The organism is Providencia alcalifaciens, from assembly GCF_020271745.1.
GTDB lineage: Bacteria > Pseudomonadota > Gammaproteobacteria > Enterobacterales > Enterobacteriaceae > Providencia > Providencia alcalifaciens_B.
This window is the reverse complement of record NZ_CP084296.1, coordinates 4038607-4054939: the sequence shown is the minus strand read 5'-3', so window position 1 is coordinate 4054939 and position 16333 is coordinate 4038607. Positions and strand designations below refer to the sequence as shown.

Below are 16333 nucleotides of genomic sequence, written 5' to 3'. Positions count from 1 at the left end.
GGCGGTGAGAATCGGTCCCCTGCAGGAGTCAATTTTGTTTATTATTCCATTGATTTTCAATGTATAGTTTGGTGTATATTTTATTTTGTACCCTTTTTTATACCCTCGTTTTTTATTGATGCTTTAATTGTAATGAATCTAAACTTGCTTAATTAAAGTTCAGAAGCATAAACTTTTAGAAGATGTATTGAACGATTTGAATTCGAACTCCGTCTTGGGATTCGAATATGCTAAAGATCCTCTTTTATGTTATTTAATACATGAAAACCTAACTCGGTTAAAATCCAACGGTTAGATATATGCCATTGGATTAACTCCTTTTTCTCCAGTGAACTGAATGTTCTTTTATTACAGAGCGGGCCATAATTGAGTTTAACATGACCCAATGTTCTTACTTGTCGCTTTGAATGAGACGGAATCATCCCACTGCATGAGGCTATCGCCTTGTCGAAATAAATACACAGGGCAACGAGGCTCCCCCACCTGACAGGTTTTGGCAATGATATTTCGTGAAGGCCATCCTTGGAAACCAATATATTCCGCACCAACCTCATCTTTGTATTGGACTTTTGAGCTCTGCATTTGGTTAATCTTCAATGTCATCATGGCACACGTTAATACTTTCACCGGTTTACCGTCATCACGAACGCGGGATAATCCTCTTTCCCGGGGAAATGAAGGGGATACCCCTGTTAAGCGGTAGCCTGGAATGAAACATTTCTTACTTATAAAACAGATACCAACCATTAAGTTTTCTTACGTTATATCTCTTATCGATAACAAAAAACACTGCCTTGAATGCGCCAGCATGGCTTCTTAAGTCTGTCTTCACTCCAGGTTGTATCATTTTGTTACCGTGTAATACATTTTATGTCTAGTTTGGCTGGTTCATAACGCTCATTATGTGTATTCATAACTACATAAGGAAAATTGATGAAAACAATTGCTGACTTAACGCTTAATCCCTATAATTTTATCGGCATATTTAGGATATGGACGTTTTATTTTAAGCCATCCATTAATCGTATTCACGATTTCATATGCTGTGGCTTATTTTTTAGTAACATTTTTATCAATCCAGATTGAATTGTCAGAACAATATTAGCTTATTTAAACCTTATGGGCCTTGGGTGACGGCTAAGGGCGGTAGCGTATCAAAACATTAGAAATGCTTTACTTTCTAAGTTTGATTGAATACATCACCTCGCCGCCGAATTGTTTCGGGAAAATGAATCAAAATGCCAATTGCTTTTGCTTAAATAAAAGGATCATTGAATGAAAATTTACCGCCCATTATGGAATGAAGGCGCATTGCTCTCTCCGCAACAATTTCAACAACAAGCGCGATGGGAGGCATTTACAAATCAAGGTGTTTCCGGTTTATCCACCCCTTTTACTTGGGGAGTCGAAAAAGTTGAATTGGATGAGTCACTGTTGTCGTCTGGGTGTTTGCAAGTTCACCAATTAAGGGTATGGCTACCTGACGGAACGTTAGTGGATACGCAAGTCAGTGATATCACGCCTGAACCCCGAGAGCTACATTCGGATCCGTTATCCCAAACAGACAGCCTTGTGGTGCTGCTGGCTTTACCGCTCCTTCAATCAGGGATTGTGAATGTGCAAAAAAAAGGGGCTTTTTCAGAGCGTGCATTACGGTATCAGGAAGATTGGGTGAATGTGCCGGATGTGTTTGGTCAGGATGTTGAATCCATGGCTGTTGCCAGATTTAATATTGCTGTCCGTTTTCAACATGAAAATAATGATGCATGGCAAACGTGTCCCATTGCTCGCCTAACTCGTGATGGTCAAGGTGGTTGGGTAATGGATAGAACATTTATTCCCCCAATGACCCAATTTTCTGCGAGCCGAGAATTACAAGAACGGTTAGCGTTGCTGAATCGGCAAATCCGTTCGCGCTGCCAACGATTGATGGCCATGCGTCGTGAGAGCAATGAGCGATTAGCCGATTTTGCCGTCGCCGATGTTTCCTTATTTTGGTTGTTAAACGCCTTAAACTCCCATGCGAATGTTCTGATGAATTATGAACGCTACCCACAGCGCCACCCTGAAATAATTTGGGCTGAATTGACGCGTCTGGCAGGGAGTTTATTAACCTTCTCGTTAGAGCATGATCTTGCCACCATTCCTGCCTATGTCCATGACTCTCTCGAAAATACGTTCCCACCGTTGTTTGACTTGCTGAGCACCTTGTTAGAAACCAGCCTGCCTTCTCGTGTGATTGCACTTGAAATGTCACATCCCGATCCACAAACGTGGAGAGCGTCATTGCATGACCTACGGCTCAGGGAAGAAGCTGATTTCTATCTATCGGTTCGTTCCGATAAAGCCGCCTGGGAGATTGCCGAAAAATTCCCAACACTGTGTAAAATCGGTGCGCCTGATACCGTGAGCACGCTATACAGTAAAGCCTTAATGGGTATCCCTCTCACTCCAGTCGATCGTGTTCCCGCCGCGTTACCTGTCCGTATGGAAAATCAATATTTTGCTCTCGATATGAACTCACCAGCGATGCATGAAATGCTGGAAGAGGGCGTCTGCATGCTGTATGTCCCTTCCTTATTTGGTTTCTTAGAATTAGAACTATTTGCGGTATTACGCTCATGAGTCAATACATTGATATCGACAAGCTCATGGCAAAAACCTGGCTGATGGTGACTCAGCTAAAATACGGTCGGTATAACCCGGATTCAGAGTCCCTTTACAACCAGTGTTGTCAACAAATTGATGCGGTGAAATGTGCATTGGAGCAAACAAAACTGTCCCCCGAGAATATTGAGCACATTATCTATGCTCAATGTGCATTATTGGATAAAACTGCGATGGAACAATTGGCTCGGGGGGATGGTGAAAAGGAAGCATTCTACGCTTGGCGAGTTGCGCCCTTGCAAGCCCGCTATTTTTCATCGCTGGATGCAGGGGAAGCGTTATGGGATCGTATTAAGTCGGTGTTAGGACAAATCGCCCCTGATGATGCCGTATTAACCTGCTTCCATCGTGTATTGATGCTCGGTTTTAACGCTCACGAGGCAACAGCAGAAGCGCTGACTCCGGAGCAAAAATTATTGATGGATAAACTGACAGCACATATTTCACTGCCACAACCTGCTTTGCCGTTAGTTATCCAGCATCAGCAAAAATCCAGTCTAAAATTGATGCGCTCTTTCGGGTTTTGGATCGCGTTGTTGCTTATTGGTATTACCGCCATCACTTGGGGCGGTCAAACATGGCTCAATCAATTGTTGTCAGTCGTGTAATCGCCTCGCCTTTACTTTCACTTCGTGTCCATTTCTGAGGGAATAGAATATGCCTAATTCAGTCATCAATGCATTAACACAAACGGTGAAGAACGCAGTTTCTCATGCCCGTTATCACTTAACAGTTCAAGACTGCCCTGATTTCTTAGATGTACTCAGCTTTGAGTCTGAAGAGGCCCTCAGTCAACCTTGGCGATATGAAGTGACAGTAACGTGCACCAATGCGCATATCACTCCTGAGCAGATGTTACTGAAATCGGGGACCTTTACCTATCAAACCCCATTATTGCCCGGTTTTCCTAATCAATCGATACGAACGGTGTATGGGGTTATCAGTGAATTCAAACACCTGAAAACGTCTATGGATGAAACCCGGTACAGCTTGGTATTAATGCCACGTATTGCCTTACTTCGGTACACCAAACGCAGTGAAGTGTATTTAAATCAATCGGTCATGGAAGTGGTTGAAAAGGTGCTGCGCCGTCATGGTTTGGAGGGGGCAGACTTTGAGTTTCAGCTTTCTCGTGAATATCCGGTCAGAGAACTGGTTACCCAGTGGCGGGAAACGGATTTAGCCTTTATCCAACGACTTTTTGCTGAAGTCGGCATTTATTGGCGTATGGAAATGGACACTCAATTAGAATTGGATAAAGTGATTTTCCATGACGCCCAAGAACACTACCAGTTTGGTGTCTCACTGCCTTATCGCCATGAATCAGGTATGAGTGACAATGGGCAAGACAGTGTCTGGGGATTGCAAATTTCGCATCAGGTGGTCAGTGAGGGAGTCGCAACCCGTGATTATAACTACCGCCAAGCATTAACGCCTCAAGATAGCACTGAAGCAATTTCAGGGTTTGAGGGAGTCACTACAGGGGAAGTGTACCACTATGCGGAACCTTTCTTGAATGTCGGTGATATTGATACCCCTGAAAGTGGTGCCTTTTTTTCTCAGCTACGCCATGAACGCATGCTTAATGCCCAATCGTGGGTATCGGGGCATTCAACCAGCCCAATGCTGGCGCCTGGTCAAGTCTTAGAAATGAGCGGAAGCTTTCCTCAACTGGCGAAAGACGGTGTGTTAATCACCCATGTTCGCCATCGTGGCGCTCGGGATTCTAACCTTCAGGTGCAGTTTACTGGGCAACTCTACCGTGAAGCCGTCTGTTTTAGACCTCCTTTACTTCCTCGGCCTATCATTGCCGGTACGTTGCCTGCTCGAGTGGAAAGCAGTGAGAAAGGCGATACCTATGCGTGGCTCGATGAATTCGGACGTTATCGAGTGAAATTGGATTTTGATAGAGAGTCGTCTGAGGCGGGATTTGCTTATTTGTGGCTGCGTTTAGCCAAGCCATATGCTGGAGACACCTATGGTTGGCATGCCCCGCTGCTGGATGGAACTGAAGTTTCTGTACAGTTTGATGGTGGTGATCTCGATCGACCGTATATCGCTTATACGCAGCATGATTCGGAACATCCCGATCACGTAACACGCGATAACCATACCCGCAATGTGCTGAGAACCCCGGCCAATAACAAACTGCGCATGGAAGATAAGCGTCAGGAAGAACATATCAAACTGGCGACGGAGTATGGCAAGACCCAACTCAATCTAGGTCACTTGGTTAATGCGCAGCGAGAACAGCGCGGAGCAGGGTTTGAATTACGTACTGACGAACACGGTGCAATTCGCGCAGGAAAAGGGTTGTTTATCAGTGCTGATGAGCAACCAAAAGCACAAGGGGACGTGCTGGACATGACCCAAGCCGTGCAGCAAATTCAGCAAGCTAACCAACAAATGCAAACGTTGTCACAAACAGCGGAAAAAGCCAGTGCACTCGCTGCCGATGTTCAATCGCAAATCGACCTCTTAGATTCTCGTTTACAGCAGTTACAATCCGCCGTGTTACTTGCCAGTGCGCCGCAAGGAATTGCATTAACGTCCGGTGAACACCTTCAATTAAATAGTTTAGGTGACACGATGGTTAACGCAGGGCAGCATCTTGACATTGGCGCGATGCAAAACCTATCGGTTGCGGTTGAAAAAGCCTTAGGGTTATTTGCTCACAAAGAAGAAGTGAAAATCATTGCAAACCAAGGCGCTGTGGAAATCAGTGCCCAACACAATACGATGGATTTCTTCGCCCAGCAGCAAATCACCATCACCAGCAGCGACGATGAAATTGTGATATCGACACCCCACACGCTGACCCTGAATGGTGGGGGATCATACCTAAAACTGAGCGGACAAGGTGTTGAGCATGGCTCGTCGGGAGATTACATCATTAAAGCAGCGAACTATGTGGTGCCAGGCTCGGGGGCTGATATCGCGTGTGAAACGTTGCAGTTCGATGTGACGGATATTGAAACACAGAAGTTAGTGTCTAATCGCGCATTGCATGATTAATCAATAAGGATATTAAAATGGCAAAGTTAGTCCGTACTTTCATTTTTATCATAGCTTTATGGCCTATAGTAAGTTCAGCTAATGAAGCTATCAATAATGAAAGAGCAACTTCTATGCAAAATTCATTGCCTATATTATCACCAGAAAAAGTTGTTGAAAATTTTTATGAAGGTTATCTCAAAAATATAAATGACGAATGTTTAATAGAACGCTATGTAACCCCTGAATTAACATTAAAGTTGTACCATTCATCAATATGTAACTATGACTCAGATGTAGATGAAAAAGAGTTGGAAAAAATCTGCAAAAAAGAACAAAAATGTAAAATAAATAGTGGAAATATTGTTTGTGACTGGGGAGGGGCTTGGATTGAGACTGATGTTAATTATTTTATAAAATCACAGGATAATTATCCCTCTTGGGAAAAAAATATTGTGATATTAAAAAATGAACAAACTGCGACTCATTCAAAAATAGATTTGATTTTAGGTGATGGTACAGATCCAATATTAAATTTACAGATTATTTTAATTAAGCAGGGAAGTAACTGGAAAATCAATCAAGTGACAAAAGTTTAAGGGAAAGGATTATGTGGAATATTGAGACAGCTGTCACTCATTTAAATAATAAAGCAAAATCAGGTAGTATCAGTCGTTGTGCAACATTTGTGCGTGAAGCCATTGAAGCTGGAGGTATAAAAATAAGAATACCAGCGCCAAGATCTGGGTTATTGGCTTCAGCCTGTGATTATGGCCCCTCACTGGTTGAACAAGGCTTTAAACCAATTGAAAATGCAGAGTTAGTAATCAGTGATGGAATATATTCGATTTCTGGACAAGCAGTTGGTGATGTTGTTGTTATAGAACGGATACCCGGTAAACATGAAGATGGACACATTGCAATGTATAATGGTCAGTCATGGGTTTCTGATTTTAAACAGGCATATGGGATCTATCCAGGAAAAGCATACCGAACTGCAAAAACACCTTTTGTATTATATCGCTACACCGGCAATCAACCCGAAGAAGAAAAGAAAGACGAAAAAACAGGTGCCAAACAAATAAAAATTGTGTACCCCATTCCTAAAAATGAACGAGGTCAAGAGTTTTCAAGCCTAGATGAAATCATGGCGCATGTGAATGGAGAATCAACGGGAAATTATCTATTAGGTCGTAATGGAATGTGGCATAGCGGTATCCATATTACCAACGCCACGACGCCATGGTGTGCTTTAAGTGGCAATGCCATCACCGAAAAGGCGAGTTTTCCCATTCCTTATAAAGGGCAGCAAGCCATCCGCTGTATGGCGGATGGTGAAATCGTTGCCTATAGAATGAATCAAGATTATCTGCCTTTAGGTTGGAAAAACGGCAGCTTAAATTTATCTGGTTCGTTTGTATTGGTACGCCACTATATCCAACCAGGTGAAACACAAAAGAGCGGACTGCATTTTTATACCCTCTATATGCACCTTGCTCCTTATTCCGCCTATCAAGCCAATCCCACATGGATTACACAAGATAAGCTGCCGACCTACTCACCAGAATGGAAAGCGGTTGCAGGCACTAAGGCTTATAAAGACCAAAACAAATTAGATTCGCTACCAAAAGGATCAATCGTTTCTTGGGATAAACATGATAGTCAATGCCAGCTTAAAGCAGCAAATGAGCGACTTTATGGCTTGGTGACGATTGAAAAAATAGCAGGTACATCAAAATTAAATGTTGGGGCTCAGTGTTGGACGCTGGTGGATAACAATAACATTTTGCCTGAGATAGAGCCGGGTTGGTGGCGGCAATTAGCTAGCCCCTCAAAAGAGATGATGCAGTTCGATAAAGTAGTCAGTTTAACGACACCAATAGCCATTAAGGCGGGTGAGAGTATCGGTCATATGGGGTTCTATCAAGCCCCCAAAGAGCAAGGAATTGATTCACGTTATCAAGTGCATATTGAGTGCTTTAGTGCCGATGATAATTTACCTCAGTTTTTGCAAAACCCCGAGAAGGTCGGGCAGGATAAACCCAAATATTTGAAATGTTTACCAGGTTTAATGCTGTGGAATAAGCAAGGTGATGATTTTATAAAAACGGAGCGTGTTGTTGAGTGGGAAAAAATATTTAAACTGAGTGAGTTAAAAACAGAAAAAGGCAAAGATAATAAAGAGTTTTACTTACTACCAGAATATTTAGGGGCAATACCGAAAATAACGTTAAATGAACTCAGTAAAATTGAGGAACAAAAAGCAAAAGAGGAGACTTTTGGACCAATAGCTAAGACAAAGTTAGGGGCTATAGGTTATCAAGAGAAGCAAATTAAAGGAAATATTTATCAATTCACCAAAATTCTTTCCCAATACGACCTTGCAGAGCTAGGATTTAAAGCCTTGGTTGCAAATGCAGATGCATTTGACCACTTAAATGGCTATGTGCAACCCCAAGTTGAATTTATCAGCTCAGTTTATGAAAGTATTAAAGCCGAAATCACGGGTTCCTCTGTGCCGCAAAAAGGAATTATCGCCCATAATTATCAGCGGTTAATTAATAAGATTAAATCGGATAAACAAGAAACTTACTCACCCGAGGAATACCGCCGCGCTTTTCATAACCCGATGTTTTCCCATATCGTCAATAAAACCATAGTCAAGCACCCCAGCGATTGGTATTACAAGAAAAGTGATAGTGTTTGGCAAAAATTTTTAAATATACTCAGTGAAGAAGCGCCTTTATGGCGTTCTTACAGCGAAGAGTTTCTCGATAGTATGGTTTGGATGCAGGATGTGGCCAGCGAAAAATTAGGTCCGAATGTGTGGCATATGCATCCATTGGTTTTTTTATCTGCGATTAAAGCTGATTATGAATGTGTCAAATTAATATGGGGTAAAACTGTTTCTGAAAAATTAGGAGATGCAAAAGGGTGCGAATTTAGACGAAAAGTTTTGCAAATCTGTTCTGAACTATGGGGAGGGGAGAAAAAGTATGATTATGCCAATGTTTTAATGGCGTGTATTGCAGCGGAAACATCAAGAACGTTTTCATCTTCAGTGATAAAATTACTTCCATATACTGATTCAAGTGGAAAAACAAAAAAGAGATATCAAGGAGTACCTAGAGAAAACATCATCTCAGATCCTTCAATTGCAAAAACCAATGCTGTAGGTCTAATTCAATTCACAGGTGCAGCGATAACTCAGATAAACAATATCCATAATAAAAACTATACAAAACAAAGCCTAGCCTTAATGGATGAGTTGGAACAGTTAGACGTTGTTAAATTATATTTTCTCTCTAATAAATTAATATTGAACAGAGTGAAATCTCCTGATGATGTTTATTTATTTATCTTTTGCCCAGAAGCTGTGGGCCAGGATGATGACTATCCTATGTACAGCATAGAAAAAGATAAATCAGATGGGAAGGGATTTTATGAAGCGAATAAAAGCATTGATACAAAAGATGGAAATAATGATGGAATAATACAAAGAAAAGAATTGCTGATTAGGTTAAATGGACTTATATCGGAAGGCCAGCAATTAATAAATAATTGTACATGCTTCGGTGAACAGGGTAATACAATAAAAATAAAAGAGCCAAGTGGCATACACTGGGTTAGTCGGTTTCCGACAAGCGTCGACGTTAATGATTTGACACCTGAATTTTCCTCATCAGTCACCCGCTTTATACAAGCTATAAGAGATGCGGGGGGGAGTGTACGAATTTCTGCCACATTCAGGCCACCAGAACGCGCTTACCTTATGCACTATGCGTATGTCATTTCGCGGGAAAATTTTGACCCAAATAAAGTTCCTGAAAAAGAAGGGGTCAATATTGATTGGACGCACAATGGTGATTTAACATCAGCAAAAAGAGCTGCGAAGCAAATGGTTAGTGCATATTCTATTAAATATAAACCATCATTGACCTCTAGGCACACTCAGAGAAGAGCTATTGATATGACAATTACGAATATTATTGGAAAAAGTTTGATTAACGGTAGTGGTGCTAACGTTTCAATTAGAAATCTCACTAATCTTTTTGATACTGGAGCATCTTTTGGGGTTCGTAAGTTAATTAAAGATGAGCCTCATTGGTCTGATGATGCTCATTAATATTAAAAACAGGAGTGAGTAAATGAAATATATTTTATTTATATTGTATTGTTATAGCGGCCTGACATTTGCACTGGATAAAAATATCTTAAGTATTGGTTTTTTTTCCTATTCACTAAATGAAAAAATATTGTACTCAACTGAAACTGACCTAAACAATAAAATGGTTACAGTCTGTGTCAATAATCTATATAACAACAGTGAAATTAAGTGTTACAAATTGAAAGGGCGTGACTTTCAAAAAACTGAACAGGGAAATGATGGGTATAATTCGAAAAATGGTCTTCCGTTAGTTAAGTATAATTACAGGGAGGAATTAAATGACGATAATGATGGATTATTTTTTGCTTTCGTTTATAGCAAAAATCATAAGCCTGAAATTCATTTCACAGCCCAGGATTCATCAAATTTTACTATCAAATATAGCCATCTTACTTTAAAGCTTGCAACTTGTTTGAGCACTGAAGGGCTTTATTTTTATGATAAAAACAAACCTAACAATCTTAAACTATATTACTCTCTCGGTTACGATGTTGAAAGTAACTGCCCTGAATATTTATATTCAGCTCAATGATCATTCATCTTAAAATATTCATATTACTGAGTAATAACAACGGCTTTTTTGCGAGGAATATAAGGTCAGGAAATCATCTCATTTAGATTAAATTGATGAGGTGATTTTGTTAATTTAATCAAGGTACGATACAATAAGACTAGAAATAAGCACTAATCTAAAGTCAAGCGTGTAATGCATAATAAATAATGCAGTTAAAAAGGAGAAGCAGGTTGCTAAATAGAATTTATACAGCAGCAGTATTATTACTGGCCATCTCTTTTTCATCTTATTCAATAGAACAAATCCACGGCACATATTCATATGAATATACAGGTGAAAAATTAAATGATGGTAACACATCTTTTATCAATTGGACGTTCAATTTCATTGACAATAGAACAGTGAATTTAGCTATATCATCTTGGCATGAGCTTTTTAGATGTGATGGAAATTATGACGTCCAGTACAATAAAAATGAGATTGATTTGATTTACAATAAAAATAATGAGTATGAGTGTGACGAAAATCCACCACAATTTACCATTAAAGAGGTTAATGGACAGTATTTTGTAAAAAGCCCATTATTCTACAATGACATTTGGCATCCTTTGGAAAAACTGCCTAAGCATTAATGCAAAGAAAAATCAGTATTATCTATAATGGCATCGATATTAATAATATTAACATCAGTGCATAAAAGTTGAGATACCTGAGCTAGGTTAAGGAACAGTGGTATCGATTTATCACAATGTGAAATAGCATCTATACTCAATAAACTTCAAGTTGCATTTTTGAGCAACAGCACAGCCCGAGCCTTATGGGCATGAAGCGACACTGACAACATGTAACTTCAAGTATCGCGAGTATATAAGTATTAGCTTAATTTAAATTGGGTGTATTTCATCAAAACAATCCCACTCTACCTAATATTACGTTAACCCCAAATAACCCTGTGATATTACCGTTAAATCATCACTATCTAAAAACTTATAAAGAGTATTTGGCTGGTAACAATATTGATTAACTTAATAATTTAGTTAGATATTAAAGGACTAAAATTATGCAACAAATTATTCGTAAAGGGGATAAAACCACTCACGGTGGCACCGTGCTGACAGGCTCTGACACCATGAAATTCGGGGGGATTGGGGTGGCACGCAAAGGCGATGAGGTTTCTTGCCCAAAAAAAGGGCACGGTCCGACCACCATCATTGAAGGCAATCCTAACTACCTCGATAACGGTATTCCTGTCGCTTTTCAGGGGCATAAATGCGGTTGTGGCTGTACCTTAATCAGCTCCTTTTCCCCTGCCAAGGTAGGCTGACATGCCCGTTTGGCTCGACACTATTCCTCCCGCTACACCGAAAGTTCCTCGTCCTAATCTGCGCCGTTGGCTTGTCACATTACTGGTTATTCTGGTTATCGGTTTTGCTCTTACATTGTGGTTATGGACAAAAGAAAGAATAGGATTTGTTTTTTGGTTCACCGCAGTGGGACTCCCAATTTGTGGGTGGGGCTTGGCATTTGGAATGCGGCGCATGGCGTATAAAATGCAGCAAGTGTCCGCGGCGACGTGGAATAACGAACGCGAAGCACTTATTCAATCGGAAATTAAACGCGGACAACGATTTACCTATTTGCTGGATACTCATATTGAAACCCCAGCGGGTCAAGGTGCAAGTCGCAGCCTTGAAGCCATCAACAAATCGGTTCCCTTTGTGGCTTTGCAGCCTTCTCGTTCAAGTAATCAGCTTGTCCGTTATGCGCCTTTAGCGGCGTTTGACCAGCCAGACTTGATGTTGATGCTCACCGATTGTATCAATAACATTGTGGTAAAAATTAATCCCCTATTACAAAAAATCCCTGATGATATCCCTTGCTACTGTGTGTTGGAAATCGACCGTGAACACCAACCACAGGCAGAAAAAATTCTGTTGGAAACCTTAAAAAAAGAAAATCCGCACGCCTTTCACCTCATATCAGGTCAGGGCTTGGAAGCCATTGATGCTTGGTTAGATAACCGCTGGGATGTCCCTTCACTGTGTCTTGTCGTGTCTATCGGCTATCACTCAAAGCCCGTGGAAGATAATGGTGAGGCCATTGGCAGTCTTCTTCTGAGCAATAGACCAATCCGCGATATCCCTTGTACCACTCGCTTTCATCGCCCAGAAAAAAGTCACCATGACAATCTCTCTCAAGGTTTATCTCAAGCCATGTTATGGGGAAATGTCCCCCCTGAAACGATCTCTGCGGCATGGGTTGCAGGGCAGTCAGTAGACGAAGAGGGAGAATGGAGCAAAGCCTGCGAACACAACCAGTTGCAATTTAGCATGAGCAAGGCCAATAAAATGATTGACCCGGTTCTAGGGAATACAGGAAAAACGGCGCCTTGGATAGCCACGGCCTTGGCCGAGGCCAGTTTGAACCAAGACAATGCCTCTGATGCCCAGCTGATAGCAGTTCAACCTAAGCATGAAGATAACGAAATTTGGATAACGGTGATTTCACGCCAAACAGACAATAATAAGGAAAGCGCAAGACATGTCTAAGGTGAAAGTAAAAACATTGATGGGTGCCACCGCCGTCGTGTTGATTTTTTTAATTATCATTGTGGCTTTCTTATTTTACGCTTTTCCTGAATCGATGGCGTCATCCCTCGGATTAGGCCCTTATGAGGGCGATCGCATTGTAACCGTGAGTTGTTTGGTCGCTGTATTCGTTCTGCTGTTGGGCTGGATCACCGAAAAGTTGTTTACGCTCTCTGGAAAATCCGGGCTGTACGTTCAATGGGGCAAAAATAAGCAACAGCAATTATCAAAAAATGCCTCCGTGATTGGATTTGATGACGAGCAGGGTGAGGCGGTCATTGATGCCAATGCGATACAAGATCACCTTCGATTACGCTATGGGCGCTTTTGGCGACGCAAGGTCAAATTATTGTTGGTTCAAGGGCAAGATGCGGAGATTGAATTAGCGACCCCTGGATTAAAGCAAGAAGGTTGGCAAGAACAGGATGGCGTGGTGTTATTTTACGGTGGGGCACCGGAGCAAGTTTTACCGGAGGGATCCCTTTCCTCAATCCAAGCCGTGAGTCCAAGGCGTCCATTAGATGGTTGTGTTCTTGTGTTTGACTTACCATCTCTGCCTACGCAGGTTGAGCGCGATAATGTTTTACGCCGCCATCAACAGCTGTCTTTATCGCTAGGTTGGCGTGTGCCCGTTTGGTTATGGTTAATTGAAAAGCCGCTATGGACGGAAGAAAGCAGTTCAATATTGCCGATTGGCACTATTTTTCAGTCAGGGGCAACACCTGAACACGCCATCGCAGATTTAACTGACTTAGCCACACCTTTGCGGAAAGCGGGCATGGCAGTGCTATTGCAATCCCCTCAGCAGAGTTGGCTATTACGTGTCAGTGAGCAGTTACAAAAACAACTCCAATCTCAATTGGGGGCGTTACTCCAACACATCATGGCAGGGCATGCTTCATTACAGGTTCAAGGGGTGATCCTCAGCGCGGAGCAACGCTTTTTTCATCGTCAGCGTAATGCGCTTGGGAGTTCACCAGTCTGGCAAACCTTCTTCAATACCCCATCAGGCCTCAAAGCCAAAAAATTAGGTTGGAATGCAAGGCAAGCTGCTCAGGTTACCATCCTCACCTTATTATTGTTGTGGTGTGCAGGCGCAATCACGTCATTCATCGTGAACCAAACCGCTATTCGGCATGCAGAAGAAACGGCTCGCATTGCCGCAGATAAACAAGTTCCTCTTGGGGAACGTTTGAAAAATCAGTATGTGCTTCAAGAAGACATTGCCCGCCTTCAATACCGTCAAACTCATGGGGCACCGTGGTACACCCGTTTTGGGTTAAATCAAGACAGCCAAACTTTAGCAAAGCTCTGGCCGCTATATACACAAAATCATCAAGCGTTAATGAAAACCGCGACTATGGATGAGCTAAAAATGCAATTAGCGGCGTATGTCGCATTACCGCCAGCGAGCAGTGCACGGGAACAAAATACGCAGCTCGCCTACAACGCCTTGAAGCTCTATCTAATGTTAGCCTCAACCGACCACGTTGATAGAGGTTGGCTCACACAAAATCTCTTAACGATTTGGCCTGAACGCAGTGGCGTTTCGAATGGGGAATGGCAACATCTCGCACCACCGCTATTTCAGTTCTGGGCAGACAATCTTCCCAAGCATCCTGAACTGTCTCTCAAACCCGACATGACCTTGGTAAACACCACCCGAAAAATTCTGTTAAAACAAATCGGTCAACAAAATGCGGAAGCAGGTCTGTATCAAGAAGTCTTAAAACAAGTTGCCAGCAATTGGCCCGATTTAACCTTAATGGACATGGTGGGTGATACCGATGCTCAACTGTTATTTAGCACTGATGAAATAGTCCCTGGCGTATTTACCCGTCAGGCGTGGGAAGAGCAAGTCCAGGCCGCCATTGATGAGGTCGTCAATAAACGCCGTAATGAAATCGACTGGGTATTAACCGATAAGACCCAAACAGTGGATAACGAGATCTCACCCGAAGCCTTAAAATCCCGCCTCACAGAGCGCTACTTCGTGGACTTCGGTAACAGTTGGCTCAATATGATCAACAGCATTCAGTGGCACCAAGCGGATTCGTTATCGGAAGTGATTGCGCAGCTAAATGTGTTAGCGGATGTGCGTCAATCCCCCTTGGTGGCATTAATGAACACCTTAGCGTGGCAAGGTAAGACAGGGCAAAAAGATGATGCGCTTGCTGATAATATTGTGGATTCTGCGGTGAAATTATTAGACAAGAAAAAGCACGTTAAGCAGTTTATTGAACAAAGCCAAGCGCCAAAAGGCCCGCTGGATGACGTATTTGGTCCGATCCTGGAAATGATGGAAGGCAAGGATGGCACCGGGAAAAATGGCAATCTCAGTTTCCAATCGTGGCTGGCACGGGTCACCCAAGTCCGTCTGAAATTACAGCAAGTGAGTAATGCGTCCGATCCGCAAGCAATGGCGAAAATGTTGGCGCAAACGGTATTCCAAGGCAAAACCATCGATTTAACCGATACCTTGGATTACAGCAACTTAGTGGCAGCCAGTTTGGGGCAAGAGTGGAGCAGCTTTGGACAATCACTGTTTGTTCAACCGTTAGAACAAGCGTGGCGACAAATATTAGCCCCTGCGTCCGATAACCTTAACACCCGTTGGCAAACCACCATCGTGGCGCAATGGAACAAAGCCTTTGCAGGGCGTTATCCGTTCAACGCCACAGGGAGTGATGCATCATTGCCGTTACTTGCCCAATTCTTACGCAGTGATTCAGGGCGGATAGACCAATTCATCAAAACCAATCTGGGGGGGATTGTCCATAAAGAGGGCAATCGCTGGGTGGTAGACCCGTCCATGAGCCAAGGCTTAACCATCAACCCGGAATTCCTCAAAGCTATTAATCAGTTGGCAGATATCTCTGACATTGTCTTTGCGCAGGGGGATGCCAATATTCGTTTTGAATTGATGGCGAGACCCTCCAAAGGTGTCGCTCAAGTTCAGCTGGTTCTTGATGGTCAAAAACTGGATTACTTCAACCAAATGGAAAGTTGGCAAAGTTTTGTTTGGCCGGGGGAAAGTTATTATCCGGGGATGACGCTCAATTGGCAAAGTGTGCGCTCGGGAATGCAAATCTACGCAAACTATCAAGGCAATTGGGGATTGATGCGCTTATTAGAGCAAGCTGAAGTCACGCAACTCGACAGTAGCCGTTATCAATTGGTGTGGCGCACGAAAGAGGGCGAAACATTACGGTTTATTTTACGCAGTGAACTCGACAGTGGTCCACTGGCCTTGTTAAAGCTCCAGCAGTTCCGCTTGCCTAATAATATCTTTCTGAACACTGACGATGTGGTGAATGACTTTATCGACCCACTGTGATTTTTATCTTGGAAGGTACAGTTAAGTACCTCCGAATTTTTTAATTAGTTTTAGGAATACCTTCA

Annotated in this window: 11 protein-coding genes; 10 read left to right on the top strand and 1 reads right to left on the bottom strand. The window is 42.4% G+C overall.

What is annotated here, in order from left to right; genetic code table 11:
• Positions 1–372 precede the first annotated feature (372 nt).
• Positions 373–747 carry a hypothetical protein gene (locus LDO51_RS18740; protein WP_225575772.1) on the bottom strand — a complete coding sequence of 125 codons (375 nt, stop codon included), beginning with the start codon at positions 745–747 and terminating at the stop codon, positions 373–375.
• A 528-nt stretch (positions 748–1275) separates the two neighbouring features.
• Here LDO51_RS18740 and tssK point away from each other — a divergent pair.
• The 10 genes from tssK to LDO51_RS18690 all read left to right on the top strand — a co-directional run bounded on the left by tssK (position 1276) and on the right by LDO51_RS18690 (position 16268).
• Positions 1276–2625 carry a type VI secretion system baseplate subunit TssK gene (tssK, locus tag LDO51_RS18735; protein ID WP_225575771.1) on the top strand — a complete coding sequence of 450 codons (1350 nt, stop codon included), beginning with the start codon at positions 1276–1278 and terminating at the stop codon, positions 2623–2625.
• Positions 2622–3275, top strand: coding sequence for a type VI secretion system protein TssL, short form (gene tssL, locus LDO51_RS18730; RefSeq protein ID WP_225575770.1), 654 nt, complete (start codon positions 2622–2624; stop codon positions 3273–3275). The genes tssK and tssL overlap by 4 nt, the downstream gene beginning before the upstream one ends.
• A 49-nt stretch (positions 3276–3324) precedes the next feature.
• The gene (locus tag LDO51_RS18725) at positions 3325–5682 is read left to right on the top strand and encodes a type VI secretion system Vgr family protein (protein ID WP_225575769.1); all 2358 of its coding nucleotides are present in this window, start codon (positions 3325–3327) and stop codon (positions 5680–5682) included.
• Positions 5683–5699: 17 nt separating this feature from the next.
• Positions 5700–6260 carry a DUF3828 domain-containing protein gene (locus tag LDO51_RS18720; RefSeq protein WP_225575768.1) on the top strand — a complete coding sequence of 187 codons (561 nt, stop codon included), beginning with the start codon at positions 5700–5702 and terminating at the stop codon, positions 6258–6260.
• Positions 6261–6271: 11 nt separating this feature from the next.
• Positions 6272–9787, top strand: a complete 3516-nt coding sequence (locus LDO51_RS18715) for a hypothetical protein (RefSeq protein WP_225575767.1) — start codon at positions 6272–6274, stop codon at positions 9785–9787.
• A gap of 22 nt (positions 9788–9809) precedes the next feature.
• Positions 9810–10361 (top strand): hypothetical protein, encoded by a 552-nt coding sequence (locus tag LDO51_RS18710; RefSeq protein ID WP_225575766.1) that lies wholly within the window; start codon positions 9810–9812, stop codon positions 10359–10361.
• Between the two features lie 212 nt (positions 10362–10573).
• The gene (locus LDO51_RS18705; protein ID WP_225575765.1) at positions 10574–10975 is read left to right on the top strand and encodes a hypothetical protein; all 402 of its coding nucleotides are present in this window, start codon (positions 10574–10576) and stop codon (positions 10973–10975) included.
• A gap of 428 nt (positions 10976–11403) precedes the next feature.
• Positions 11404–11667 (top strand): PAAR domain-containing protein, encoded by a 264-nt coding sequence (locus LDO51_RS18700; RefSeq protein ID WP_225575764.1) that lies wholly within the window; start codon positions 11404–11406, stop codon positions 11665–11667.
• Between the two features lies 1 nt (position 11668).
• Positions 11669–12892, top strand: coding sequence for a hypothetical protein (locus LDO51_RS18695; RefSeq protein WP_225575763.1), 1224 nt, complete (start codon positions 11669–11671; stop codon positions 12890–12892).
• Positions 12885–16268: an ImcF-related family protein gene (locus LDO51_RS18690; protein WP_225575762.1), complete on the top strand. Its 3384-nt coding sequence runs from the start codon at positions 12885–12887 to the stop codon at positions 16266–16268. Before LDO51_RS18695 ends, LDO51_RS18690 begins: the two co-directional genes overlap by 8 nt.
• Positions 16269–16333 lie beyond the last annotated feature (65 nt).

Excerpts from the sequence above, each read along its gene's own strand:
- LDO51_RS18740 (WP_225575772.1), bottom strand. The coding sequence starts at position 747 with ATGGTTGGTATCTGTTTTATAAGTAAGAAATGTTTCATTCCAGGCTAC.
- tssK (WP_225575771.1), top strand. The coding sequence starts at position 1,276 with ATGAAAATTTACCGCCCATTATGGAATGAAGGCGCATTGCTCTCTCCG.
- tssL (WP_225575770.1), top strand. The coding sequence starts at position 2,622 with ATGAGTCAATACATTGATATCGACAAGCTCATGGCAAAAACCTGGCTG.
- LDO51_RS18725 (WP_225575769.1), top strand. The coding sequence starts at position 3,325 with ATGCCTAATTCAGTCATCAATGCATTAACACAAACGGTGAAGAACGCA.
- LDO51_RS18720 (WP_225575768.1), top strand. The coding sequence starts at position 5,700 with ATGGCAAAGTTAGTCCGTACTTTCATTTTTATCATAGCTTTATGGCCT.
- LDO51_RS18715 (WP_225575767.1), top strand. The coding sequence starts at position 6,272 with ATGTGGAATATTGAGACAGCTGTCACTCATTTAAATAATAAAGCAAAA.
- LDO51_RS18710 (WP_225575766.1), top strand. The coding sequence starts at position 9,810 with ATGAAATATATTTTATTTATATTGTATTGTTATAGCGGCCTGACATTT.
- LDO51_RS18700 (WP_225575764.1), top strand. The coding sequence starts at position 11,404 with ATGCAACAAATTATTCGTAAAGGGGATAAAACCACTCACGGTGGCACC.
- LDO51_RS18695 (WP_225575763.1), top strand. The coding sequence starts at position 11,669 with ATGCCCGTTTGGCTCGACACTATTCCTCCCGCTACACCGAAAGTTCCT.
- LDO51_RS18690 (WP_225575762.1), top strand. The coding sequence starts at position 12,885 with ATGTCTAAGGTGAAAGTAAAAACATTGATGGGTGCCACCGCCGTCGTG.